This is a genomic window from Mangrovimonas futianensis, from assembly GCF_021245805.1.
In the GTDB taxonomy this organism is placed as follows: Bacteria; Bacteroidota; Bacteroidia; order Flavobacteriales; family Flavobacteriaceae; genus Mangrovimonas; species Mangrovimonas futianensis.
This window is the reverse complement of record NZ_JAJJNF010000005.1, coordinates 171,004-197,911: the sequence shown is the minus strand read 5'-3', so window position 1 is coordinate 197,911 and position 26,908 is coordinate 171,004. Positions and strand designations below refer to the sequence as shown.

At 35.2% G+C, this 26,908-nt stretch carries 24 protein-coding genes; 7 read left to right on the top strand and 17 right to left on the bottom strand.

Annotation, left to right across the window (positions count from 1 at the left end; genetic code table 11):
• Window positions 1-2: 2 nt before the first annotated feature.
• The 16 genes from hisH to LOK78_RS09800 all read right to left on the bottom strand — a co-directional run bounded on the left by hisH (window position 3) and on the right by LOK78_RS09800 (window position 16,223).
• Window positions 3-584: an imidazole glycerol phosphate synthase subunit HisH gene (gene hisH / locus LOK78_RS09875; RefSeq protein WP_166958449.1), complete on the bottom strand. Its 582-nt coding sequence runs from the start codon at window positions 582-584 to the stop codon at window positions 3-5.
• The gene (hisB, locus tag LOK78_RS09870; RefSeq protein ID WP_232634777.1) at window positions 584-1,720 is read right to left on the bottom strand and encodes a bifunctional histidinol-phosphatase/imidazoleglycerol-phosphate dehydratase HisB; all 1,137 of its coding nucleotides are present in this window, start codon (window positions 1,718-1,720) and stop codon (window positions 584-586) included. Before hisB ends, hisH begins: the two co-directional genes overlap by 1 nt.
• Window positions 1,717-2,766, bottom strand: coding sequence for a histidinol-phosphate transaminase (gene hisC / locus LOK78_RS09865; RefSeq protein WP_370465567.1), 1,050 nt, complete (start codon window positions 2,764-2,766; stop codon window positions 1,717-1,719). The genes hisB and hisC overlap by 4 nt, the downstream gene beginning before the upstream one ends.
• Complete coding sequence (hisD, locus tag LOK78_RS09860; RefSeq protein ID WP_232634776.1) at window positions 2,763-4,058, bottom strand: histidinol dehydrogenase; 1,296 nt, start codon at window positions 4,056-4,058, stop codon at window positions 2,763-2,765. Before hisD ends, hisC begins: the two co-directional genes overlap by 4 nt.
• A complete protein-coding gene (gene hisG, locus LOK78_RS09855) occupies window positions 4,059-4,916 on the bottom strand; it encodes an ATP phosphoribosyltransferase (protein WP_166958455.1) in 858 nt (285 codons plus the stop codon).
• Window positions 4,917-5,183: 267 nt separating this feature from the next.
• On the bottom strand, window positions 5,184-5,999 hold the full coding sequence (locus tag LOK78_RS09850; protein ID WP_053969989.1) for a prohibitin family protein: 816 nt from the start codon (window positions 5,997-5,999) through the stop codon (window positions 5,184-5,186).
• Window positions 6,000-6,009: 10 nt separating this feature from the next.
• Window positions 6,010-8,043: a VWA domain-containing protein gene (locus tag LOK78_RS09845; protein ID WP_232634775.1), complete on the bottom strand. Its 2,034-nt coding sequence runs from the start codon at window positions 8,041-8,043 to the stop codon at window positions 6,010-6,012.
• Between the two features lie 3 nt (window positions 8,044-8,046).
• The gene (gene fabG, locus LOK78_RS09840) at window positions 8,047-8,793 is read right to left on the bottom strand and encodes a 3-oxoacyl-[acyl-carrier-protein] reductase (protein ID WP_166958459.1); all 747 of its coding nucleotides are present in this window, start codon (window positions 8,791-8,793) and stop codon (window positions 8,047-8,049) included.
• 103 nt (window positions 8,794-8,896) lie between these two features.
• The gene (gene sucD / locus LOK78_RS09835; RefSeq protein WP_166958461.1) at window positions 8,897-9,769 is read right to left on the bottom strand and encodes a succinate--CoA ligase subunit alpha; all 873 of its coding nucleotides are present in this window, start codon (window positions 9,767-9,769) and stop codon (window positions 8,897-8,899) included.
• Window positions 9,770-9,836: 67 nt separating this feature from the next.
• On the bottom strand, window positions 9,837-10,244 hold the full coding sequence (locus LOK78_RS09830; protein ID WP_053969993.1) for a nuclear transport factor 2 family protein: 408 nt from the start codon (window positions 10,242-10,244) through the stop codon (window positions 9,837-9,839).
• Window position 10,245: 1 nt separating this feature from the next.
• Entirely contained in the window at window positions 10,246-11,181 is a 936-nt protein-coding gene (locus LOK78_RS09825; protein WP_232634774.1) for a UDP-3-O-(3-hydroxymyristoyl)glucosamine N-acyltransferase, read from the bottom strand.
• A complete protein-coding gene (gene efp / locus LOK78_RS09820) occupies window positions 11,182-11,748 on the bottom strand; it encodes an elongation factor P (RefSeq protein ID WP_053969995.1) in 567 nt (188 codons plus the stop codon).
• A gap of 6 nt (window positions 11,749-11,754) precedes the next feature.
• Window positions 11,755-12,540 carry an acyl-ACP--UDP-N-acetylglucosamine O-acyltransferase gene (gene lpxA, locus LOK78_RS09815; protein WP_053969996.1) on the bottom strand — a complete coding sequence of 262 codons (786 nt, stop codon included), beginning with the start codon at window positions 12,538-12,540 and terminating at the stop codon, window positions 11,755-11,757.
• 3 nt (window positions 12,541-12,543) lie between these two features.
• Window positions 12,544-13,953, bottom strand: coding sequence for a bifunctional UDP-3-O-[3-hydroxymyristoyl] N-acetylglucosamine deacetylase/3-hydroxyacyl-ACP dehydratase (locus LOK78_RS09810; protein ID WP_053969997.1), 1,410 nt, complete (start codon window positions 13,951-13,953; stop codon window positions 12,544-12,546).
• The gene (gene lpxD / locus LOK78_RS09805) at window positions 13,940-14,968 is read right to left on the bottom strand and encodes a UDP-3-O-(3-hydroxymyristoyl)glucosamine N-acyltransferase (RefSeq protein WP_166958467.1); all 1,029 of its coding nucleotides are present in this window, start codon (window positions 14,966-14,968) and stop codon (window positions 13,940-13,942) included. Before lpxD ends, LOK78_RS09810 begins: the two co-directional genes overlap by 14 nt.
• Window positions 14,969-14,993: 25 nt before the next feature.
• Window positions 14,994-16,223, bottom strand: a complete 1,230-nt coding sequence (locus LOK78_RS09800) for an HD domain-containing protein (RefSeq protein WP_232634901.1) — start codon at window positions 16,221-16,223, stop codon at window positions 14,994-14,996.
• Window positions 16,224-16,256: 33 nt separating this feature from the next.
• On the opposite strand from LOK78_RS09800, the gene porX reads away from it, so the two are divergent.
• The 5 genes from porX to LOK78_RS09775 all read left to right on the top strand — a co-directional run bounded on the left by porX (window position 16,257) and on the right by LOK78_RS09775 (window position 20,725).
• Window positions 16,257-17,810 carry a T9SS response regulator signal transducer PorX gene (porX, locus tag LOK78_RS09795; protein WP_232394657.1) on the top strand — a complete coding sequence of 518 codons (1,554 nt, stop codon included), beginning with the start codon at window positions 16,257-16,259 and terminating at the stop codon, window positions 17,808-17,810.
• 80 nt (window positions 17,811-17,890) lie between these two features.
• Window positions 17,891-18,307 (top strand): tRNA (adenosine(37)-N6)-threonylcarbamoyltransferase complex ATPase subunit type 1 TsaE, encoded by a 417-nt coding sequence (tsaE, locus tag LOK78_RS09790; RefSeq protein WP_232394656.1) that lies wholly within the window; start codon window positions 17,891-17,893, stop codon window positions 18,305-18,307.
• 246 nt (window positions 18,308-18,553) lie between these two features.
• Window positions 18,554-19,093: a hypothetical protein gene (locus LOK78_RS09785; protein ID WP_232394655.1), complete on the top strand. Its 540-nt coding sequence runs from the start codon at window positions 18,554-18,556 to the stop codon at window positions 19,091-19,093.
• 60 nt (window positions 19,094-19,153) lie between these two features.
• Window positions 19,154-20,353, top strand: coding sequence for an alanine dehydrogenase (locus tag LOK78_RS09780; RefSeq protein ID WP_053970002.1), 1,200 nt, complete (start codon window positions 19,154-19,156; stop codon window positions 20,351-20,353).
• Window positions 20,354-20,368: 15 nt separating this feature from the next.
• Window positions 20,369-20,725, top strand: coding sequence for a hypothetical protein (locus LOK78_RS09775; protein ID WP_166958476.1), 357 nt, complete (start codon window positions 20,369-20,371; stop codon window positions 20,723-20,725).
• 47 nt (window positions 20,726-20,772) lie between these two features.
• On the opposite strand, the gene LOK78_RS09770 is transcribed toward LOK78_RS09775, so the two are convergent.
• Complete coding sequence (locus LOK78_RS09770) at window positions 20,773-24,459, bottom strand: T9SS type A sorting domain-containing protein (protein WP_232634773.1); 3,687 nt, start codon at window positions 24,457-24,459, stop codon at window positions 20,773-20,775.
• Between the two features lie 377 nt (window positions 24,460-24,836).
• Between LOK78_RS09770 and LOK78_RS09765 the strand changes: the two genes are divergently transcribed.
• Window positions 24,837-25,946, top strand: a complete 1,110-nt coding sequence (locus LOK78_RS09765) for a glycosyltransferase family 4 protein (protein WP_232634772.1) — start codon at window positions 24,837-24,839, stop codon at window positions 25,944-25,946.
• A complete protein-coding gene (locus LOK78_RS09760) occupies window positions 25,943-26,908 on the top strand; it encodes a glycosyltransferase family 2 protein (protein ID WP_232634771.1) in 966 nt (321 codons plus the stop codon). The genes LOK78_RS09765 and LOK78_RS09760 overlap by 4 nt, the downstream gene beginning before the upstream one ends.

Here is a 26,908-nt window from a genome sequence, read left to right as displayed (position 1 = left end):
TTTTAAAGTTTTAAAAAATTATTCAAAATTTGAGCCCCCACTTCGCCACTTTTCTCTGGATGAAATTGGACTCCATAAAAATTATGATAGTTTAGAGCGGAAGCATAAACCAATCCATAATCGGTTTTGGCAATCGCTTGTGATCCCAACTCGGCATAATAACTATGCACTAAATATAAATAGGACCTATCTGGAACCTCTTTAAACAAATCTGATTGAAGATCTGTAATGACATTCCAGCCCATATGGGGTACTTTAACGGAATGGTCAAACCGTTTAACATTTGTATCAAAAATACCTAATCCTTCGGTATCTCCTTCTTCTGTGTAATTACATAATAATTGCATTCCCAAGCAAATACCTAAAACCGGTTGTTTTAACTCCGGAATCAATTGATTTAATCCACTTTTTTTAAGCATCTTCATGGCACTACCTGCCTCTCCTACTCCCGGAAAAATGACCTTATCAGCATTTATAATATCCTTTTCATCATGAGTTAAAATGGCATTGACACCCAATCTATTAAAAGCAAATTGAATGCTTTTAATATTCCCCGCTCCATAATCTATTATCGCTAATTTCATTAAAGAACCCCCTTTGTAGATGGCAAAATCATTTTATCCACATCTCTTTTAATAGCCATTTTTATGGCCTTGGCGAAAGCCTTAAAAATGGCTTCAATTTTGTGGTGTTCATTGCTCCCTTCTGCCTTAATATTCAAGTTACACCTAGCACCATCTGTAAAAGATTTGAAGAAATGATAGAACATTTCTGTTGGCATTTTTCCAATCATCTCCCGCTTAAATTCAGCTTCCCAAACCAACCAATTTCTACCTCCAAAATCTATAGAAACCTGAGCTAAACAATCATCCATGGGCAAACAGAAACCATAACGCTCCAAACCTAATTTATCTCCTAATGCTTTATAAAAAACTTCGCCTAATGCTATGGCTGTATCCTCAATAGTATGATGTTCATCTACTTCAAGATCTCCCTCTACTTTTATCCTCAAATCCAACTGCCCATGTCTAGAAATTTGGTCAAGCATATGGTCAAAAAATGCCAAACCAGTCGAAATCTCACTTTGTCCCGTTCCATCCAAATTTAAATCAATCGCTATTTGGGTTTCCTTGGTGTTTCTAACTATGGAAGCAGAACGATCAGCTAATTTCAAAAACTTATAAATAGCCTCCCAATCATCTGTTTCTAGAGCTATAAATTCATTTAATTTTTGTCTGTCTACCGTTACTTCATCTTCACCCAGATAACTTTCGTTATTAATAAAAATGCCCTTAGCTCCTATGTTTTTGGCCAATTCCACGTCTGTTAATCGATCTCCAATAACAAAAGAGTTTTCAAGATCATAGGCCTCAGAAAAATATTTGGTCAGCAAGCCGGTATTAGGCTTTCTGGTTGGAGCATTATCCCTTGCAAAAGTGCGATCAATGAATTGCTCTTTGAATACAACACCCTCCGAAGCAAATGTTTCAAGAATCAAGTTATGAACCGGCCAAAAAGTTTCCTCAGGATAGACTTCTGTTCCCAAACCATCCTGATTGGTAACCATCACCAGTTCGTAATCCAGTTCTTTGGCAATTCTTCCTAAATATTGAAACACTTTTGGATAAAACACCAACTTTTCAAAAGCATCAGTTTGCTCATCTTCGGGTTCTTTTATCAAAGTTCCATCACGATCTATAAATAATACTTTCTGGCTCATTTTATACTTTTTAAAGCTAAGATTAAATTAGTGTTTTCTTCTGTTGTTCCTACAGTAATTCTCAAACAATTCTCACATAAGACTTGATTTGAACGATTTCTAACCACGATTCCCTTTTGTATAAGCTGATTATACCTTTTTGTTGTATCATCTACCTTGACCAAAATAAAGTTGGCATCAGAGGGATATATCTCGGAAATATAAGCGATGCTTCCTAATTCTCTTTCCAAAACATTTCTTTCTGTTAGGATTTGTTGTACTTGGGTTTTAAATACTTCTGTGCTATTCAATTGCTCCAACGCCTTTTGCTGCGTTAATTCATTAATATTGTATGGAGGCTTTATTTTATTTAAGGTAGAAATAATAAATTCTGAGGAATAACAAATACCCAACCGAATTCCTGCCAACCCATAGGCTTTAGACAAAGTTTGGGTTATTACCAAATTTGGAAACTCCTGTAATCTATTAAGCCAACTGGCTTGAGAAGAGAAATCTATATAAGCTTCATCAATTACTACAAGTCCTTTAAACTGTTGCAATAAGCTTTCTATATCTCGTGAATTTAAACTGTTTCCTGACGGATTATTGGGTGAACATATAAACAATATTTTGGTGTCTTCAGAAACTGAATTTAATATGTTCTCTACCCTTAATTGAAATTCTTCGGATAAATTAACGGCTTTCAATTTCACATTATTGACTTCTGCCAAAACTTGATACATCCCATAAGTTGGGGGTAGAATCAATATTTCATCTTGATTGGGTTCACAAAATGCTCGAATTAAAAGATCTAAAACTTCATCACTTCCGTTTCCCAATAATATATTGGAAACCGAAGCTCCTTTAAGTTCTGATAATCTTTCCTTTAATTTAGTTTGTTGGGGATCTGGATATCTGTTCAATCCATTAGTAAATGGATTCTCATTCGCATCTAAAAAAATAAGATCCTTGTCGAACTCTTTAAACTCATCCCTGGCAGAGGAATACGGTTTTAATGCCATCACCGATGGCCTTACCAAATTTTTGATCTCATTAATAGTCATCATGGCTTTTCCGTTTTTAAATCCTTCAATCGAATGGAAACTGCATTTTTATGAGCCGACAAACCTTCTGCTTCAGCCATTAATTCTATGGTTTCACCAATATTAAGAAGTCCGGTTTCTGTAATCCTTTGAAATGTGATGCTTTTTGTAAAACTATCCAAATTGACACCTGAGTAGGACTTACTAAAACCATTAGTAGGTAGTGTATGGTTCGTTCCAGAGGCATAATCCCCAGCACTTTCAGGAGTGTAATTTCCTATAAATACTGAACCCGCATTCCTAATTCCATTAACGAAATAATCCGCATTTTCCGAACAGATAATAAAGTGCTCCGGACCATATTCATTAATTAAATCCAAAGCCTGCTCATTACTTTCCAATACTATAAGCCTTGAATTATTAATGGCAGCTTGGGCAATAGATTTCCTGGGAAGTTCTTCTAGCTGATTTCCTATTTCCTGCTCCACTTCTTTTAATAACTTCAAAGAAGGTGTGACCAAAATCACTTGACTGTCTCCCCCATGTTCAGCCTGACTCAATAAATCTGAAGCCACATAACTTGCTTTAGCAGATTCATCAGCATAAACCAAAAGCTCGCTAGGACCCGCGGGCATATCAATGGCTACATTAAATTTTGTTGCCAACTGTTTGGCAACAGTGACGAACTGATTTCCCGGTCCAAAAATCTTATAGACCTGAGGAATTGTTTCAGTACCAAAGGTGAGGCCTGCTATCGCTTGAATACCCCCAACTTTAATGATTTTAGTCACGCCACATAACTGAGCCGTAAATAAGATTTCATCTGCTAATTTCCCTTCTTTATTAGGAGGTGAACACAATACAATTTCTTGGCATCCTGCAATTTTAGCTGGAACAACCAACATTAATACAGTAGAGAATAATGGCGCACTACCACCAGGTATGTATAATCCTATTTTTTCAATAGGGCGTTTTTCTTGCCAACAGGTAATACCTTTTGTCGTTTCTACTTCTACTTTATCTGTTTTTTGTGCGGCATGAAACCGTTCAATGTTATTCTTGGCAATTTCAATGGCATCCTTCAAGTTTTGAGGCACCCTAGAAATTGCTTCCTCCAATTCTTGTTGACTTACCACATAATCAGAAAGAGTAACCCCATCAAATATGGAAGTATACTTTAAAACTGCTGTGTCACCATGTCGTTTGATATCCTCAAAAATCTCTATGACCGTTTTTTCAATGTCTTCAACCTTTTGGGTGGGACGTTTTAAAATTTCTTCCCAGCCTTCTCTATTTGGATTAACTATCGTTTTCATTTACAATACCATATTTTCTATTGGACATACTAAAATTCCTTCGGCACCATTGAGTTTAAGCTCATCTATTACTTCCCAAAATTCATTTTTATTGATAACGGAGTGTAAAGAGCTCCAACCTTCCTTAGCTAATGGCATAATGGTAGGACTATTCATTCCAGGTAAAATTCTAATAATATCATCTATCTTATCATTAGGCGCATTCAAGAGAACATATTTATTCTGCCTACCTTTTAAAACAGATTGGATACGAAATTGCAAACGCTGTAAAATAGTTTGTTCTACCTCGCCAATCTTTGGAGAAACAGCCAATACCGCTTCCGATTTTAAAAGTACTTCTACCTCCTTTAAGTTGTTTTTAAACAAGGTACTGCCACTGGAAACAATATCAACAATAGCGTCAGCTAAACCTATATTAGGGGCAATTTCTACAGAACCATTAATGATATGTAATTCTGCATTTACCTCATTCTCTTTCAAAAATTCCTTAACCGTATTTGGATAAGAAGTAGCAATTCGTTTTCCGTTTAAATCAGAGAGCGTGTTATAACTTTTTGATTTTGGAATGGCCACAGATACTTTACATTTTGAAAACCCTAATTTTTCAACAGTCTTTATATCTCTTCCCTTCTCAAAAAGAACATTTTCTCCTATTATAGCGGCATCCACTACACCATCATTTAGATATTGGGGAATGTCTCCATTTCGTAAATAAAATACTTCGAGAGGGAAATTGGCTGCAGAGGCCTTTAACTGATCTTTACCGTTATCTATTGAAATTCCAACATCTCTCAGAATTTTCATGGAATCCTCATTGAGTCTTCCAGATTTTTGAACAGCGATTTTTAGTTTCTTCATTACTTAATTTTTTTAAGTTGAGTAAACCGAAGGATTTAGAAATAAAAAAACCCGTTTGATTTACTCAAACGGGTTTTAAATATCTTGATTTTATTCAATACATTTTCAGCTCGCCTGAGTGCAAGTATGAAAATGATGATGATGTAATTGAATAAAATTCATGTTTCGTTTTGTATATGCAAATTTTCAAAATAAAAATCCATATATCCAAATGTTTGGATAACAATTATAAATTTTTATTAAGTTTTAAATCTGATAGTACCTTTTTTATTGATCCCCTAAAATTATTGGCATCCCTGAATCTCCAGATCCTATAACAACTACTTTGCTATTATTAGATTCCGATAGTTTTACTGTGGCTTCAATACCTTTATCTTGAAGTATTTTATCTGTTAAAGAAGCACTTAAGATACGGTTAGCATCTGCCTTTCCTTGAGCCTCAATAATCTGTCTTTCAGCTTCTTTTTCAGCAGTAACTAATCTAAATTCGTATTCTAGAGATTCTTGTTCTTGTCTAAGTTTGCGCTCTATTGCGTCTTTAATGGTAGGTGGCAAAGTTACATCTCTAATTAACACATTGTTTAATTGAATATATTGCCTTTCTACTATTTTTTTTGTTTCCTCAAAAATTTCTTCTTGAATGGCGTCTCGCTTAGTAGAATATAATTGCTCAGGAGTATAACGTCCCACCACGCTTCTCGCTGCACTTCTAATGGCTGGCTGCAAAACTCTGCTTAAATAGTTTTCACCTTTCTCATTATGTAATTTTCCTAAATTCTTTACATCTGGCTCATATAATACAGAGGCGTCTAACTTTATATCTAATCCGTTAGATGACAAAACCGACATTTTTTCTGGAATTTCCTGTTGGCGAGTTTCATAGTCGATAACTCTATTCCATGGAGCAATTATATGAAAGCCCGGTCCAAGCGGAGCTTTATCCGAATCTACTCCATCTCCTAAGGTTTCATATAATACAGCAGCATGACCAGCATCTATAGTGACCGTAGATTTTGCTAGAATAATAATTAAAAAAATAAGTGCTGCAATGGCAGGAACTGCCACTTTTGGTAATCTCTCCATGATAAAAAATTTAAATTAGTCCGTTATATTTTCTGATAAACCACTCAGCACCAAGTAGTAACACTACCAATGCCAAAAGGTATTTCCAGTCTATTAAAGGTACAACAATTCTATTGTTTTTCAAGAGAGGTTTGTAGCGATTATCTTCTAATAAATCATTAATGATCTGATCATAATCATCAATAAAAAAGCTTTTACCTTGACTTTGGGAAGCCACTTGATTTAACTTGGTAATTTCGGCATTCAAGAATTGTTGTTCCACATTGTAATCTAAAATTTTAAAGCTTCCGGAGGTGGAAATATTTTCATCCACTGCCTTGACAGTAAAACTATAATTGGATGGTGGCAAATTGCTTAAATCAACTTCAAAAAAGTTATTTTTCAATACCAATGGATAGGTTGTTACCTGTTCACTATTTTTATCCTTTATAACAACTTCTAATGGCTCCCTTTGATCAAATTCATAGTTCTTATTGAAGTATTGGGCCTTTAAAGAAATGTTATTATTACCCTCATAAAAAGATTCGTAATCAACTGTTAATCTACTCTGCTTTTTGGTTGAAGCCAAATACTGAATCAACTTACCTAAAAATGTATCAAACTCTGAAAACGATTTGGAATTCAGATACGTTTGGGCTCTCCATTTCCAGATTCCATCTCCCAATAATAAGGCATACCGATTTTGATTTCTTTCAAATGTGGACAGCAAAGGTGTTTCTGTTGAAACACTTCCTATTCTTTGAAATAACAAAGGATTTGCTGCTATTTGATAATCTACCTCCCCAAACGTTGATTGCAAAGGTGGAAAAGATTCAAAATCAATATCTTCTATCAAAAAATTAGAATAACCTAGATTCAAGTAAGCTAGATAATCCTCTTTTTGATTGGTAACCGTTTGCTTAAAACCAAGATCCAAAGAATTCAAAAAGTTCCAATCGGTATGAGTGCCTGTGATATAAAATACATTTCTAGAAAAATCATTGAATGAATCAAATACCTTTTTAAAGGTGGTATTAGGTTGATAAGCAATTACTAATTGATAATTATCAATATTCTCTAAATAAGCTTCTGGTGTTAAAATTGTAGCTTCCCGTTGTTCGTTGCTCTCAATGGCCTTTTTTAAAGCACCTAGATCGGGATGCCTAATAGCACTAACCAAAGCCACATTGGTCTTTTGGTCAATGACTTCAACTGCAAAATTTTTAGTGTTATTTACCGTATTCTTTTCATTCTCCAAAGGAATGATTTCAGCATGATAGGTAAACACTCCAACTTGATTAGCCGATAAATAAAAATTTAATACTTCAGAATTATCATCAGGAGAAAAAGTGACATTTTTTGAGAAAACCGTTGTATTTCCTACAGTTACTTTAAACGTTGAACTAACAGTTTCTTCGCCATTATAAACCAGTATGGCCTCTAATGGGAATCTATTCTTCAGAAATGCATACTTATTGACATTCAATTTTTGAATTTTCAAATCACTATACACTGTGGAATCTCCAAGAATTATCGGATAAACTGATTGTCCATATTTTTCAGAAGTAAAAGAATAATCGCCACCATAGGTTTGATTTCCATCAGTGACTAATATCGTTGGCGCATTTTCTTGTCTGTAAATCTGAGTTAAATCTGAAAATACCCGATCTAAATTCGTTTGTTTTCCTTTAAAATCAAGAGTATCAAGTTCCGTTAAATCTTCACTAAACGCATACCAATCAACATGAAACCTTTCCTTTAATTCATCATTGTTATCTATCCTTTCAATCAATCTCTTAACTTGGTTATCATGTTCAAGATAAGCGACAGAATTAGAATTATCTACAGCAACAACCAAAGTCGGTTTTTCTTCATAAGAAACCACCTTTTCAAACCTTGGATTAACCAATAACAAGCACAGCAAAAAAACGGATAGGAATCGGATTCCTATCAAGATCCAATTTATGGCGCCTTGGTTCTTTCTTTGGTATTTATACTGAAAAAGCGCTAATAAAAGCGCTATGATTCCTGATAATATGATATAAAATATGGTTTCTAAAGACATAAATTATGTTAGCATTCCACCATCAACATTAATGGTTTGCCCTGTTACATACGCACTTAAGTCACTGGCTAAGAACACACAAGCATTTGCAACATCTTCAGGAGTTCCGCCACGTTTTAATGGAATAGAATCCCTCCAACCTTGAACTGTTTTCTCATCTAATTTACCAGTCATTTCAGTCTCGATAAATCCTGGTGCAATAACATTACTTCTAATATTTCTACTTCCTAATTCTAACGCCACTGATTTTGAAAAACCAATGATCCCTGCTTTGGAAGCAGCATAATTGGTTTGTCCTGCATTCCCTTTTACTCCAACTACAGAACTCATATTGATAATAGAACCTTTTCTTTGTTTAAGCATGGTTCTTTGAACTGCCTTCGTCATATTAAAGACTGACTTCAAATTAACTTCGATTACCTTATCAAAATCTTCCTCACTAATCCGCATTAACAAATTATCTTTGGTAATTCCAGCATTATTAACTAAAATATCCACTGAACCAAATTCAGCAACGACATCATCTACCAATTTTTGAGCCTCATTAAAATCGGCGGCATTACTCTGATATCCCTTAACTTTTACTCCGAAAGTTCCTAAGTCTTTTTCCAATTGTTGAGCAGCTTCTACAGAAGAACTAAAAGTAAATGCTACATTGGCTCCATGTTGAGCAAAGGTTTCTGCAATTCCTTTACCAATTCCTCTACTCCCACCAGTGATTATTGCTGTTTTTCCTTCTAATAATTTCATTTGATTTTAAAAAATAGTTGATATTCAAATATACTAATAACAAATTGACGAAATAAAAAAAACCTCACAATATTGTGAGGTTTTAAATACTATTTAAGAATAATTACCCGACTACTTCGGCCACTTTTTTACCGATTTCAGCAGGAGAATCCACTACGTGAATTCCACATTCTCTCATAATTTTCTTTTTTGCTTGAGCTGTGTCATCACTTCCACCAACTATGGCACCAGCATGTCCCATAGTTCTACCTGCAGGAGCAGTTTCACCAGCTATAAAACCAACAATAGGCTTTTTGCTTCCACTTTCTTTATACCACTTGGCCGCATCAGCTTCCAATTGACCACCAATCTCACCAATCATAACCACGGCTTCTGTTTCAGGATCATTGACCAATAATTCTACCGCTTCTTTGGTAGTAGTTCCAATAATTGGATCTCCTCCAATACCAATTGCAGTAGTAATACCTAAACCTTGTTTTACTACTTGGTCTGCCGCTTCATACGTTAGGGTTCCTGATTTAGAAACAATCCCTACTTTTCCTTTTTTAAAAACAAATCCTGGCATAATACCCACTTTTGCCTCTTCTGGAGTAATAACTCCTGGACAGTTAGGACCAATTAAACGACAATCCTTATCTTTTATGTAATCAGCAGCTTTAATCATATCAGCTACTGGAATACCTTCTGTAATTGTAATGATTACTTTGATTCCTGCATCGGCAGCTTCCATAATAGCATCAGCAGCAAATGCTGGCGGAACAAAGATAATAGTTGTATCTGCTCCAACTTGATCAACAGCTTCCTTAACGGTATTGAAAACAGGCTTATCCAAATGTGATTGTCCGCCTTTTCCTGGAGTAACTCCACCAACTACGTTGGTACCGTAATCAATCATTTGACCAGCGTGAAAGGTACCTTCACTACCAGTAAATCCTTGAACTATTATTTTTGAATCTTTATTAACTAAAACGCTCATTTATGATAGATTTATATTTTTTTTCGAAAACAAATTTAAATTAATACTTAATTAAATTAAAGGTTTTTTACACTTTTATTTGGGAAAAGGAATTAGCCGCCAAAGCATCATCATCTGCCAACTGACTAATCTCGAAACCTTTGAACAACTTTCCATCTTTTAGTTCCCAAATACTAATATAATGCGCCAAAGCAGTCTCTTCATCATCATTCTCAACCGTTGTCACGTAAACAGTATAACGGGTAGTCACATAATTATCTTCTTGCAAAACGTGACTGATTTCTGTTCTCAATTCTGGAAAAGCAGCATTCAAACGCTTTATAAAATCAAAAATACCTTGATGATCTAATGAATGGAATCCTTTGCTACTATTCCAATGAAGTAAGCAATCTGGATGAAAAAAGTCATTGAAATGTGCCAGAATGTATATAAAATCAGTTTTATAATAATTCTTGACAAATTCCTTTGAACTCATTCTATTGATTCTTTAGTTTATTGATGATATTAGGAATTTCCTTGACATAGGCCATTTCTTTAAGCTTCAGTCTGGCTTCTTCAGCAGGATACCCAAAATAGGTTTTATGACCTTCCAAAGATTTACTAACCCCTGACTGCGCTAAGATGACCGCTTTTTCTCCAATGGTAATACCACTGGTACTTCCTACCTGCCCCCAAATGGTGACTTCATCTTCAATCACTACACAACCCGCAATTCCTACTTGGGACGCTAAAAGACATTTTTTACCTAAAACGGTATCATGACCAATTTGAATTTGATTATCCAGCTTAGAACCTTTGCCTATGGTTGTATCTCCTGTCACACCTCTGTCAATAGTACAGCAAGCACCAATATGAACATCATCCTCAATAATCACACGCCCTCCAGATAGCAATTGATCAAATCCCTCTGGTCTATTTTTGTAGTAAAAAGCACTAGCTCCTAAAATAGTTCCAGCGTGAATTATCACATTATCTCCAATTACAGTGTCATCATAGATGACTACATTGGGATGAATAATACAATTATCACCGATAGTTACATTGTTTCCAATAAAACAGTTAGGCTGAATGACCGTTTTGTTTCCAATTTTGGCAGTTTCTGAAATGGAACTGGAAGAAGGAACAAACGGTTTGAAATGATTGGTTAATTTATTAAAATCCCGAAAAGGATCATCACTAATCAATAAAGCTTTACCTACCGGGCAAGCTACCTCTTTATTAATTAAAACGATAGTTGCCGCCGATTGTAAAGCTTTATCATAGTATTTTGGATGGTCTACAAAAACGATATCCCCTGGTTCAACCACATGAATTTCGTTCATTCCTAATACAGGAAATGACTCATCTCCAATAAAATCACACCCAATTAAAGATGCGATTTCTTTTAACTGATATGTTTTAGGAAATTTCAATTATTCCTTGATTCGTTCTTTATACGTCCCTTTTTCAGTTTCAATTTTGATTTTATCCCCTTCGTTTATGAATAAAGGTACCATCACTTCAGCTCCTGTTTCAACGGTAGCTGGTTTAGTTGCATTGGTAGCTGTATTTCCCTTAACTCCTGGTTCAGTTTGAGTAACCTCCAAAATAACACTTGCTGGCATCTCTACTGATAGAGGCAAATTATCTTCTGTGTTGATAAGAACAGTTACAACTTCACCTTCCTTCATTAAATCAGCACGATCTAAAGCTGCTTCCAACAATCTAATTTGTGTATAATCTTCAGTATTCATAAAGTGATAGAACTCACCATCATTATACAAAAACTGAAACTTATGTGTTTCTACTCTTACATCTTCAATTTTATGTCCTGCGGAAAAGGTGTTATCTATCACTTTTCCAGTAGTAACACTTTTCAGTTTAGTCCTAACAAAGGCTGGACCTTTACCTGGTTTTACATGTAAAAATTCTACAATTTTATAAATGTCATGATTAAAACGAATGCATAGTCCGTTTCTAATATCTGATGTACTTGCCATATAATTTTAACTTGATTTTACGTATCCTTTCATGATTCCGCGATGAGAATTCTTTATGAATTGTAAGATTTCATCACGCTCTGGAGTTGCCTCCATTTCAGCTTCAATAATATCAAAAGCCTGAGTATTGTTATAATTTTTTTGATACAGAATTCTATAGATATCCTGAATTTCTCTGATTTTCTCTGTAGAGAATCCCCTTCTTCTAAGTCCTACTGAATTTATACCCACATAGGATAAAGGTTCACGTGCAGCTTTAACAAAAGGAGGCACATCTTTTCTTACTAAGGATCCACCTGTTACGAAGGCATGATTTCCGATAGAGCAGAATTGATGTACAGCAGTCATACCAGCAAGTACTACATAATCACCTACGGTGATATGACCTGCAAGCGTACTGTTATTAGAAAATATACAATTGTTTCCCACGATACAATCATGTGCTATATGGCAATAAGCCATAATTAAACAATTGTCCCCAACAACCGTTTTCATTTTATCTGTAGTTCCTCTGTTGATGGTCACACACTCTCTAATCGTCACATTATCACCGATAATTGTTAGAGTATCTTCATCATCATATTTAAGATCTTGAGGAACAGCTGATATCACAGCACCTGGAAAAATATTACAATTTTTTCCAATTCTCGCTCCCTCCATGATGGTTACATTACTACCAATCCAAGTTCCTTCACCAATCACTACGTTGTTATGTATGGTAGTAAAAGGGTCGATCACCACATTCTTGGCTATTTTGGCGCCCGGATGGACATATGCTAAAGGTTGATTCATTTCTTAGTTTTTTACTTTACTTATTTGTGCCATAAGTTCTGCTTCAGCACATAATTTTCCGTTAGCATAAGCATATCCTTGCATATGACAAATACCTCGTCTAATAGGAGTTAATAAATCACATTTAAAGATTAAGGTATCCCCAGGAACCACCTTTTGCTTGAACTTCACATTATCTATTTTCATAAAAAATGTAAGATAATTTTCAGGATCTGGAACGGTGCTTAGCACTAAAATACCTCCTGTTTGAGCCATGGCTTCTACTATTAATACTCCCGGCATAACTGGAGCCCCTGGAAAATGCCCCTGAAAGAATGGTTCGTTCATGGTCACATTTTTCATGCCTATAACACAAGAATCCGTTAAGCTAAAAATTTTGTCAATCAATAAGAATGGCTGCCTGTGAGGCAACATATTCATTATTTGATTTACATCCATCAAAGGCTCTTGATTTAGGTCAATTTTAGGAACATTATTCCTTCTTTCATTCTTGATAACCTTAGACATTTTTTTTGCAAACTGTGTATTGACAAAGTGTCCTGGTTTGTTTGCTATAACTTTTCCTTTAAGTCTAATACCTATTAAAGCCAAATCTCCAACCACATCAAGTAGCTTGTGTCTTGCCGCTTCATTAGGGTAATGCAATGTTAAGTTGTCTAAAATACCATTGGGTTTCACGGCAATGGAATCTTTATTAAAAGCTATTTTTAGTTTATCAATAGTCGCCGGAGAAATTTCTTTATCAACGTAAACTATCGCATTATTTAGGTCACCTCCTTTAATAAGTCCATGCTCTAAAAGCGTTTCCAATTCATGTAAAAAGCTGAAAGTTCTTGAAGATGAAATTTCAGTTTTAAAATCACTCATGGTGTTTAAAGTGGCATTTTGGGTTCCCAAAACTTTGGTGCCAAAATCTACCATGGTTGTGATTTGATACTCGTTGGATGGCATAACCAATATTTCACTTCCAGTGTCTTCATCGGTATAAGAAATCACATCACTTACTACAAACTCTTCCCTGAAAGCATCCTGCTCTACGATCCCTACTTTTTCTAGAGCTTCTACAAAAAACTTAGAAGACCCATCCATAATTGGAGGTTCTGAGGCATCTAACTCGATGATGGCATTATCAATATCCATTCCCACTAATGCTGCCAAAACGTGCTCTGACGTTTGTATTGTCACTCCATTTTTCTCTAAGCAAGTTCCTCTTTGGGTATTGGTAACATAATTAACATCCGCTTCAATGATAGGAGTGCCTTCCAAATCTATTCTTTTAAAAGCAAACCCGAAATTTTCAGGAGCAGGCTGAAAGGTTAAAGTAACCTCAGTTCCTGTATGCAAACCAACTCCTTTTAAAGAAATGGAGTCCTTAATGGTTTTTTGTTTAACTTCCGTATTAACTATTGCCATTTATTTTCTTTTCAATATCGTTTATGTTTTTAACTATTTTAGGGAAGTTCTTAAAGTGAACATATGATTTGTTGAATTCACCATAATTAAGCGCTGGCGATCCTTGCAACATTTCATTGTCTTTAATATTTCTTCCTATTCCAGATTGTGCTTGAATCTTTACATTGTTTCCTATAACAATGTGTCCCACAATTCCTACTTGCCCACCAATTTGACAATTTTCTCCAATTTTTGTTGAACCAGCAATTCCGGTTTGTGCAGCTATTACGGTATTTCTACCTATTTCTACATTATGGGCTATTTGGATTTGGTTATCCAATTTAACACCTCTTCTTATAATGGTCGAACCTAATGTTGCCCTATCAATAGTTGTACCTGCCCCTACATCAACAAAATCTTCTATAATAACATTTCCTGTTTGTGGCACTTTGGAATATTCGCCATTTTCATTAGGCGCAAATCCAAATCCATCCGCACCAATGATTACTCCAGAATTAATCACGCAGTTACTTCCTACCTTACATTCTGAATAAATTTTGGCTCCCGAAAATATGATGGTATTATCACCTATCTCTACATTATCTCCTATGTAGGCATTTGGAAAAATTTTGACATTATTGCCAATCTTGACATTTTCACCCAAATACGTAAAGGCGCCAATATAAATCTTTTCACCATGCTGTGCCGTTTCCGACATAAACACCGGTTGCTCTATTCCTTCCTTATTCAATTTAACCATGTTGTAATATTCCAACAATTTTGAAAAGGATTTATAGGCATCATCTACCTTAATTAAAGTCGTTGACAAGTCATGTTCTGGTGAAAATGTCTTATTAACTATGGTGATAGAAGCCTGTGTAGAATAGATATATGATTGGTATTTCGGATTGGCCAAAAAGGTAAGAGAGCCTTCAGTGCCTTCCTCTATTTTTGAAAGTTTAGATACTTCAACATCGGGGTTACCCTCAATGTCTCCTTCTAAAATTCCCGCTATCTGATGTGCTGTAAATTTCATTGTCGCAAAAATATAAAAAAAAGTCCTAAAGTTTTTCTTTAGGATAACACATATAGAATTTTGTTACTGGTTTTGAAAGGGCTTTTAGGTTTAATTGATCGGATGCTTTGATGATGTTTTCTATCTTTCCTGATTTATACAAAATATTAATATGGTCCTTTTTCATTTGATAGGCTTGGTTTGATATTTCGCCTGTAAAAACAAAGTAAGAAACCTCTTTTTCAGAGATGTTATACTTCTCCATTAACTTACTTCTATGAAACACCAATTTCTCTTTTTGAACTTTTTTCTTTTTTAATTTTATCTTTAATAGATCCCTATTAATAATCATATCAGATAAATTCCTCAAAACAAAATCCGAATGATATTGCCATTCTTTCATGGCCGATATGATATCATAATCATCCAATCTTGCAAATACTTCAAGAGTATTTGAATCGAAATTCTCTATACGGATATCATTCGATAAAAAATACTGTAAAGCCTCAGTGCATTTGAGTGTTTCCCCTTCATGAGTCAATTCTTTGGCTCTTTGCAACATCCTTATTAATAATTGCTCTGCTACCAAACTAGTTTTGTGCAAGTAGGTTTGCCAATACATCAATCGTCTTGCTACTAAAAACTTCTCTACACTATAAATCCCCTTTTCCTCTACAACCAGTTCATCATCTACAACATGCAACATGGTAATTAGTCGCTCACTATTTATATTTCCTTCAGCTACACCACTGTAAAAACTATCTCTTTTTAAATAATCTGCTCGATCCATATCTAATTGACTTGAGATGAGCTGACATAAAAAACGACGTTGATATTTCCCCTTGAAGATTTGGATTGCAAGCGTTAAACTTGAGTTAAACTTATCATTCAAATGTTCCATAAACATCAAGGAAATCTGTTCATGAGATACATTATTAACAATACTATTTTCCATAGCATGAGAGAATGGACCATGTCCAATATCATGTAATAAAATGGCTATATAAAGTGCCTGCTCTTCCTCTTCAGAAATCTCAACACCCTTAAAGCGAAGTACATTAACAGCTTTTTGCATTAAATGCATACAACCTAAAGCATGATGAAACCGTGTATGATGAGCCCCTGGATAAACGAGATATGACAAACCCATTTGAGAAATTCTTCTAAGTCTTTGGAAAAATTTATGCTCAATCAAATCATAAATCAGCGAATTTGGAATGGTAATAAATCCGTAAATTGGATCGTTAAATATTTTGAGTTTGTTTTGCACTCTCAATCTTTGAAACATTAATTAGTTAAACAAATATACATGAACCATATAAATATTCTTTGGGTTGATGATGAAATTGACCTTCTCAAACCTCACATCCTTTTTCTTGAAAAAAAGAATTACAAAGTAACCACTTGTAAAAGTGGCAGTGAAGCTTTGGATGCTTTAGAAGAAAAAACATTTGATATTGTCTTTTTGGATGAGAACATGCCGGGACTTACTGGATTGGAAACCTTAAATGAAATCAAAGAGAAAAGAAGCACTTTACCGGTCGTTATGATAACTAAAAGTGAGGAAGAATATATTATGGAAGAAGCCATAGGCAACAAAATTGCTGACTACCTCATTAAACCAGTCAATCCCAATCAAATTTTATTGAGTTTAAAGAAGAATTTGGATCATTCCCGTTTAGTTTCTGAAAAAACTACTTCCAATTATCAACAAGAGTTTAGAAAAATAGCTATGGATTTATCTATGGTGAACTCTTATGAAGAATGGGCCACTTTGTATCAAAAACTCATTTATTGGGAAATGGAGCTAGAAAACATTGAAGATGCCGGTATGTTTGAGATTTTAGAATCACAAAAAACGGAAGCTAACATTCAATTTGGAAAATTTATTGATAAAAGGTATTCTGAATGGTTTAAAAACAATCATGATGCCCCTGTCATGTCTCATACTTTAATGAAAAAATGGGTAGTCCCTGAATTATCAAAAGACCAGCCTACCTTATTAATAGTCATTGATAACTTGAGATATGACCAATGGAAAGCATTTGAACCAATTATTTCGCAGTACTATAAAAAGGAATCTGAAGAACCCTATTTCAGTATTCTTCCTACAGCCACCCAATATGCCAGAAATGCTATTTTCTCTGGACTAATGCCCAGTGACATGGAAAAAAGACATCCCGATCTATGGAAAAATGATACTGACGATGGCGGAAAGAACCTGCACGAAGCCAACTTTCTTGAGGCTCAAATGAAACGTCTTGGCTTGAATGATTATAAGTATGAATACCATAAAATTACCAATCTAAAAACAGGTAAAAAGTTAACTGAAAACTTCAAATCTTTAAAAGATAACGACCTAACAGTGATCGTGTACAATTTTGTGGATATGCTATCGCATGCCAAGACCGAAATGGAAGTTGTAAAAGAATTGGCCTCCAATGATAAAGCATATCGCTCCCTAACACAAAGCTGGTTTAAAAACTCTCCTTTGCTGGAAATGATACAACAAGCTCAACAACTAGGTTTTAAATTACTGCTAACCACAGACCACGGGACCATAAATGTAAAAAGGCCATCAAAAGTCATTGGTGATAAGGACACAAGTTTAAACCTTAGATACAAAACAGGAAGGAGTTTAACTTATGAAGAAAAAGAGGTTTTGGTTGTTAAGGACCCAAAATCAGTTCATTTACCTTCCATAAATATGAGCAGCTCCTTTATTTTTGCCAAAGAAGATATGTTTTTTGCTTATCCTAATAATTACAATCATTATGTAGGATATTACAGAAACACTTACCAACATGGGGGGGTTTCGCTAGAGGAAATGGTTATTCCATTCATTAAACTGAGTCCGAAATAAATCCTTATAATGCATAAAAATCCGATGAAATACATTTTTTTTTGGGTATTATCACATTTTATTCTTAATATTGTCAAGTAATGTCTCAAATTTTGGATACCAACTATTTAATTTCTGATTTAGAAGATGTTGCAAAAGAAGTTCTTGCAAATCTGAAAACCAAAACAATAATCCTCATAGGTAGTATGGGCACCGGCAAAACTACCCTCATCAAATCTTTAGTTAAACAACTAGGAAGTAATGATGAAGTTTCCAGCCCAACCTTCTCCATTGTAAATGAATATCATTTAGCCAATGGTAAAATTTATCATTTCGACTTATATAGACTTAATGATATTGAGGAGGCCTATAATTTTGGTATTGAAGATTATTTGTATTCTGGACATTGGAATATCATTGAATGGCCTGAATTAATAGAAGATTTGCTGGATGATTATGATAAAATCGAATTAAACATTAATAAAGATAATAGTAGAAATTTAAGATTGAAAGCATAAAATAAAGAACCCAATCTGCCAAAAAATGCACGACTTACGGTTTTTACCGTAATGAAAAATCCAAAAAGTTATGTTTTTAACATAATTTTAACATTTCGAGACAACTAAACAGAAGGTCTCTACATACTTTTGGGATATAATTAATTAATTAATCCCTTATTATTATGAAAACTAAGAAGTATGTAATCGCAATTGCAATTTTTGGTGGAATGCTGTTCACAGCTCAAGCAACTAACTTATTTAAAGATGCACCAAAAATCGAAAAGAGCAGAATTAAAGTTCCAGGTCAGTAGGACCAAAAGTGATGGAGTAATACTTGGTAGTATAATAGCTACATTAATTGCTATTACCCCATTCGTTTTTAATTTATATGAAAGTGTTCCTGACGTTAAAGTTTGGGACACTTTTTTGTTTAGGTACGAGAGCCTATATTATGAAAGTGTATTCGTTTTGGCATGGACTTTAGCTAGTAAGTTTATTCCTCTCTTTTTAATGTTGATTTGGTTTTTCACTTGTCGTCATTGGTGGTACCATGTCTTATTGATTCCAATAGGAATGTTTATTTATCAAATAATAGTCATTTTTGATGATGATCTTTCTTTTGCAGATGAGAACGAGCTTTTGTATTTATTACCTGTAATGGCTATTATTATACCTTCTATTTATTTAATAAGAGCCCAAATGTTCAACAAATTGAATACGGTTGATAAATCTATGGAAGACCTAGAAGAGGAGTTCAAAATTAAACCTACCACCCTTTGGGGTAAAATCAAACAGTATTTTTAATTACGGCCTATTTACTTTCAAAATTTAATTGTATTTTGACTTTTATTTTATTAAGCTATCATGTCAAAATCTTTTTCGCCATTTTCTAAACACGAACTCATACCCCAAGAGGAAACTTTAGAAATTCTTAAACATAAAAGTGCCCTCTTTATTGGTATTCCAAAGGAAACGGCCTACCAAGAAAAACGTGTCTGCTTAACCCCTGATGCCGTTTCAGCATTAATAAACAATGGCCACAGAGTTTTAATTGAGTCTGGCGCTGGGTTTGGCGCCAATTTTACTGATACTGATTATTCAGAAGCCGGAGCAGAAATAACAAATGATCAAGCCAAAGTCTACGGATGCCCTATAATTTTAAAGATAGAACCCCCTACCCTAGAGCAAATAAAACTGATTAATCCCCAATCTATTTTAATTTCAGCTTTGCAATTAAAAACTCAAAGCAAAAAATATTTTGAGGTCCTAGCTTCTAAAAGAGTTACTGCTTTAGCATTTGAATTTATAAAAGATGAAGATGGCGCTTATCCTGCTGTTAAATCATTAAGCGAAATAGCTGGAACTGCTTCTGTATTGATAGCTGCTGAATTATTAAGTAATGTTAATGATGGTAACGGTTTAATGTTTGGGAATGTTAGTGGTGTACCACCTATTGAAGTTGTCATTTTGGGTGCAGGAACTGTTGGTGAGTTTGCTGCTCGAAGTGCTATGGGACTGGGTGCAAACATCAAAATCTTTGACAATTCCATCACTAGACTACGAGGTATTCAAACCAATTTAGGCAGACCTCTTTTTACATCCACACTTCAGCCTAAAAATTTATTAAAAGCACTTAAACGCTGTGACGTTGTTATTGGCGCCGTAAGAGGTAAGGATCGTTCACCTATTTTAGTTACAGAAACAATGGTTGAATGCATGAAACCTGGCTCTGTTATTATTGATGTTAGTATTGACATGGGTGGTTGTGTTGAAACTAGTGAAGTAACCACACATAAAACCCCAACATTTACTAAGCATGGCGTCGTACACTATTGTGTTCCTAATATCCCGGCCAGATTTTCGAGAACAGCCTCTATTTCAATCAGTAACATGTTTACGCCTTATTTATTGAAAATTGCCGATGATGGAGGTCTGGAAAATTCATTAAGATTTGACAAAGGTTTGAAAAATGGATTGTATTTTTACCACGGCATTTTAACAAATAAAGCCGTAGGAGAATGGTTTGATTTAAAACACAGCGATATCAACCTTCTTATTTTTTAATCTAATTCATTTTTAATGAAATTCATACATCGTCTGGGGTATTACTTGGGAGGATTTTCAATTGGCCTCATTCTTTTGGCCTTCTTCTTAAGTGGAAAGAAGGTATCCTGTGATTACGGTCCCGAAGCCAGAGTTAAAAAAAACATACAATCAAAGCCTTTAAAATATTCCGAGATCATTCAATCACAAATTGGTTCTGGTTCCATTGACAGTCTAGACATTTCCTCCGTTTTGCAACAAGGAGATATTGTTTTTTCTGAAAGCGAACCAAGAAAAGAACCTTGTGGTGTTTATAAGATTAAGTTTGAAGAGAAAGAAATCATGGTCGAAAATTGTGACAGTTTAGTTTCAATTCTTTCCTATAAAAAATAGAAAAGGGAGCGATATGCTCCCTTTCTTATTTTACTTCTAAAATTCTTTTACTGATTTAAAATAATTTTCTTCGTATAAGAGTTCCCTCCTTGTTTTATGGTTAATACATACATACCATTTTGAAAATGACTCAAATCATATTTTTTATTGAAAGTACTTGAAGTTGCGTTTATAGCTTCATTAATTAAAATATTCCCCATCATATCGTGAAGGTAAATGGCCGTAATTCTTTCAGCGCCTCCTCTCACTTTAATATGAATAAAGTTCTTTGTAGGATTAGGAAATACTGAAAAATCAAAAGCATAATTTTGTTCTCCAGAGTCCGAACCACTACCTAAGTTGTTACAATCCTGATCCACCAAAACCATAACACTATCGGTTTGAGAATTAATCCCATTTGACACTACCACAAAATATTCTGTAGTTTCATCTGGACTTACATCTATGCTTTGTGTTGTCGCACCATTGCTCCAAAGATAAGTTAGTCCACCTTCCGCAAATAATTCAACACTTTCTCCCAAACAAATTTCTTCATCTTCTCCTGCATATGCATTCACTAAAGGAACTACATTAACAATTACACTATCTATTGAAGTACATTCGCCGGTTGTTACCGTTACCTCATAGGTCGTGGTTGCCGATGGACTCACCTCAATACTTTGGGTCGTTGCCCCGTTGCTCCACTGATAGCTCTCACCACCGGTTGCGGTCAACACAACGGTGGATCCTACTTCCATACTCACATCTGTTCCTGCATCAGCAGTTGGTAAGGCATTGACGTTGACAGTCACACTGGCGCTTCCGCTCTGCTCACCTTGGCTCACGGTCACTGTATATTCTGTAGTGGTATTTGGTGATACCTCAATACTTTGGGTAGTGGCACCATTGTTCCACTGATAGCTCTCTCCTTCTGATGCGGTCAACACAGCAGTACTTCCTTCACAGATGGTTACATCATCTCCTGCAGATACAACCAATTCTGGTGTCTCTGGTTGGGTCACTGTAACCGTTACTGAATCCGTGGAAGAACATTCGCCGGTTGTTACCGTTACCTCATAGGTTGTAGTTGCCGATGGGCTTACCTCAACACTCTGGGTCGTTGCCCCGTTGCTCCACTGATAGCTCTCACCACCCGTTGCGGTCAACACAACTGTGGATCCTACCTCCATACTCACATCTGATCCTGCATCTGCTGTTGGTAAAGCATTAACGTTGACAGTCACACTGGCGCTTCCGCTCTGCTCACCTTGGCTCACGGTCACTGTATATTCTGTAGTGGTATTTGGTGATACCTCAATACTTTGGGTAGTGGCACCATTGTTCCACTGATAGCTCTCTCCTTCTGATGCGGTCAATACAGCAGTACTTCCCTCACAGATGGTTACATCATCTCCTGCAGATACAACCAATTCTGGTGTCTCTGGTTGGGTCACTGTAACCGTTACTGAATCCGTGGAAGAACATTCGCCGGTTGTTACCGTTACCTCATAGGTTGTAGTTGCCGATGGGCTTACCTCAACACTCTGGGTCGTTGCCCCGTTGCTCCACTGATAGCTCTCACCACCCGTTGCGGTCAACACAACTGTGGATCCTACCTCCATGCTCACATCTGATCCTGCATCGGCTGTTGGTAAGGCGTTTACCGTTACTTGTACTTCAGCCGAATCTGACACACTTCCTTCAGAAACAATTACTGTATAAACAGTGGTTTCATCTGGAGAAACATCAATACTTTGGGTAGTGGCACCTGTACTCCATTCGTAGGAACTTCCTCCACTCGCTGTCAAGGTCGTGGTTCCTCCTTCACAAATAGCAACATTTTCACCTGCAGAGGCAACAACTTGAATTTGATTTACATTTACTGTTATACTATCCTCTGAAGTACAACCATTACTAGTTACATAAACAACATAAGTTGTTGTTTGATTAGGATTGACAACAATCTCATTGGTGGTTTCACCTGTACTCCATTCAATAGAGCCTTCAGCATTCACTGATAAATTTGCCGTTTCCCCTTGTTCAATAGTAATATCTGAACCTAAATTAATTTCAGGTAATGGATTTACGGTTACTGTTATTTCATCTTCACTACTACATCCATTCTCAACTACAGTTACAGTATACGTAGTAGTACTATTTGGACTTACAGTTGTAGTAGCATTTGTCGATCCATTACTCCACTCATATGAGTTACCGCCTGTTGCCGTAATAGAAACGGATTCACCTTCACAGATGGTTACACCTTCTCCTGCATTTGCCGTTGGTAACGGATTAACAGTTACTTGTACTTCATCAGAGTCAGAAACACCACCCTGAGAAACAGTCACAGAATACACCGTAGTTTCATCGGGTGAAACCTCAATACTTTGTGAAGTAGCACCTGTACTCCAAACATAAGAACTACCTCCATTCGCCGTTAAGGTTGTGGTTCCGCCTTCACAAATATCCACATCTTCGCCAGCTGAAGCTACAACAGTTGGTGTTGAACCAGCCTGTGGCACAGAAACAATCCAAGCAGGAGGATTAGCATCATTCATTAGACCAGAATTATTCCAATTACTTGCAAAAATTACTTTAGTTCCATTTCTATTTGGAACCGCCATCGACTCATGGCCATATCCAGAATCATAGTCTGAATGATGTTTTGCATATCTCTCAACCGTATTAGAAGCATCTAATTTTATTGCAAAAATTTCTCTTGAAGCGGTCGGATGATCGGTACAACAACCCTCTGAAACATAGGCCCAACCTGGTCTATTGATATTTCTACAGGAAATATGTCCTCCCCAAATACCTGACTCACCATGAATAGATTGTGGGTAATAATAAAGAGGCGTGATTTGGGCATTGCTAAACTTAATCATCACTAAGTAGTATTCATCATTCCAAGTGGAATCATTTCCATATTGAACAAAAACCTCATTACCACTAGCATCAATTCCGAAATCACCATGGGCCGTATAATCATAAATATGGGTTTCATTGGTCATATCTATGTTATATCTTTTCATTCCTTGAGTGGTACCGCTACCATCAGGACGCCAAGAAGCTATGGCATAATTTCCTAAGGAACTAACACTAAACCAATCCAAATCACCATCTGGAATATTTTTGGTTCCGACTACGTTATCATTTTGGATGTCGTAAACAATAAGAGTGTTTCCATTCCCAATAAGTCCAACGTATTGGTCATTGTTATCTTGGGTTCCTTCACCATATCCAAAATCAATACTTGAATAATTAGAAAAGGTATGTAATACAGTTGTTTGATCTGTACTTACATTATACTGAACAAACTTATTACCAGAAGTACCATAAATAATATTGGGTTGTGTATTACTCCATCTTCCATAAGAAGGAATATTAGCCCAATATAAAAATTCATAAGTTTCGCCATCTAAAATGGCTGCTGGATATCCTGCCAATTTAATCAGCGATCCATCAGAGTTCCAAACCTGATCTACGGCATAATTATGTCGCAATCTTGCTGAGGTTGTTCCAAAAACTCCTTTGTCACTTACCCTTGTAATTGAATTTCCGTAAGTACTACCGGTCACTTCTGATAAGTAACCTGGTAAACTAGAACTAGGGGCTTGATAAGCAGAATAATCAATATTGTTCAAATTTTCCTGAGGCGGATAATTTTGAGAAAGTAGGTTTAAAGTTAAGAATAGACTCAAGACAACATATAAATTCCTAGAGCATAGGAATTTAATCCATACAGTTACATTCATTCTCGGGGATTTTGCTATTAATCGAGGCTAAACTATTAAACGACTTAAAAAAAAAATAAGAGGTTTAAACTTATTCGACGAACTACATCAATTAAACAAGTTAATTCCTACTTTTAGTGTATTTTGTAGGATTTAACAACCTCTTAATCGTATAGTTACGTATTTCGTCGGATATTTTTTTTCAGAGAGGATATTGCACATCCATTATAAGCAGAAATGTAGCGGTTTTTCTACTTTTAAAGGATAATTGAAGATTCAAAATGGGAATAAGACCTTATTGAAGTCATTCGGGGTGCAAATATAGTTTTTTATCTAAATAATTAGGAACAATATTCCATATTTAACTAATTTAGTTTTAGCTTTTTAAAAGCGAAACAATGACCCAAAACCAACCTATAAAAAAGCCTACATTGGCATTAGTCATACCCAGTCTTACCCCAGGTGGTGCAGAACGTGTGTTTTCCAATATTGCTAACCACTTGGCAAACAGATATAATATATACATTTTTACCCTCTATAAAGATTTGATATTTTATGATCTACATCCTTCAATTAAAGTTAACTATTGTCTTGAAGAATATCGATCAAATGTCAATAGGCTAACGTCCTTAAAAATTCATTTTCAATTATTTAGCCGTCTAAAACGTAAAGTTTCAGACATAAATGCCGATTTAATACTTAGTTTCACCACCACGGCTAATTTCTATACGGTTATTTTGTCGAAGATATTAAACATTCCGTCGATAATAAGTGAACGTATTCATCCAAAATACGCCTTAAACAAACCCTGGCAATTCTTGGTGAGACATAGTTATAAGTACACAACCATTTTAGTAGTTCAAACTGAGGAAATTAAAAATTACTTTAAGAGGTCATTGAAAGACAATAAGTTGAAAATTATTGAAAACCCCCTTTCAGAGCATTTAATTAGTAAAAAAAACGTAGCATTAAAAAGGAACAATTCTATTTTGAGCATTGGAAGATTGGAATCTCAAAAAAACCAAGAACTTCTTTTACGGGCATTTAGTAAATTAAACCACAAGGACTGGGAATTATTGATCATTGGTTCGGGCAGTCTTTTAGATTATTATAAAGAACTATCCTATACATTAAAAATTGAGTCCCAAGTTTCTTTTTTAGGAGCCATAAAGGATGTTTCTCCTTTTTTAAGTCAAGAAGGCATTTTTATTTTAACTTCAAATTTTGAGGGCTCTCCCAACGTCTTGATTGAAGCCATGTATTTTGAAATGCCATGTATTTCAACTGATTGTCCTTCCGGGCCTAATGAATTGATCGTCAATAACCATAATGGCATTTTAATACCTACAAACGATGAACAAAAATTGATCGATGAATTAAATCGATTAATGAACAATTCAGATTTAAGAAATCAATTAGGAAGAGCTGCCAGCGTATCCGTAAACCGGTTCATGCCAGATATCGCCTTAAAAAAATGGGAAGATTTAATTGAAAACACCTTGAAATGATGGATTTAAGAACATTATTACCCACATATAGCGAGAATCAAAAGCAGGATGAATTTTTGTATAAATTCACAGTGTTCACACCAGTTTACAATAGAGCGAAAACTGTTCATAGAGTTTTTGATTCCCTCAAAAATCAAACATTCAAAGACTTTGAGCTTTTAATTATCAATGATGGCTCTAAAGACAATTCAGATGAAGTCATTAGGGAACTTATTAAATCCGCAAACTTTCCGGTGAACTATGTTAACAATGAGACCAATCGCCATAAAATGGCATGCCTCATTCAAGGTTTTTCATTAGCTAAGGGCGAACTGTTTTTAACACTCGATTCTGATGATGAATGTGAAGATAACTCTCTTGAAGTATTTAACTCGAGATACCAGGAAATACCCGATAACATAAAACCTCGAGTTAGTAGCATGACCTGTATGTGTAAAGATCAATTTGGAAATCCTGTTGGGGATACTTTCGAAACAGATCCTTACTACAGTTCCACTTTCAAGAATATGCTAGACGAAAAGTATCAAAAAGAAAAATGGGGATTGGTAAAAACCAGTATTTTAAGAAATATCGAACTAAGCACAAAATTATATAGTCAAGGTTATATCCCAGAAGGTGTTCTTTGGTGTTTTCTTTCTAAACTCAATTATGACACTTATTATTTCAATGATTTTTTAAGGACTTATTACATAGACGAGAATGACCAAAATATTTCAAGTGGAACAAGAAAAAATAATCCATTGGGATTAGCAGTATATGCCCTTGGAATTCTCAATTGGTTTCAAAAAGATTTCAATAAAAATCCCAAACTTTTTTTAAAGTGGATTTATTATTTATTGCTAGCCTCAAAATACCTGCCCTATAAAAGAAAAGACTACAATCAATCTATTGAAAGTCCTTTATTCAAGGCTGTTTTTAATATGGTTTGGCCCATCAAAAACATTGTTATTACTAGAGAATAG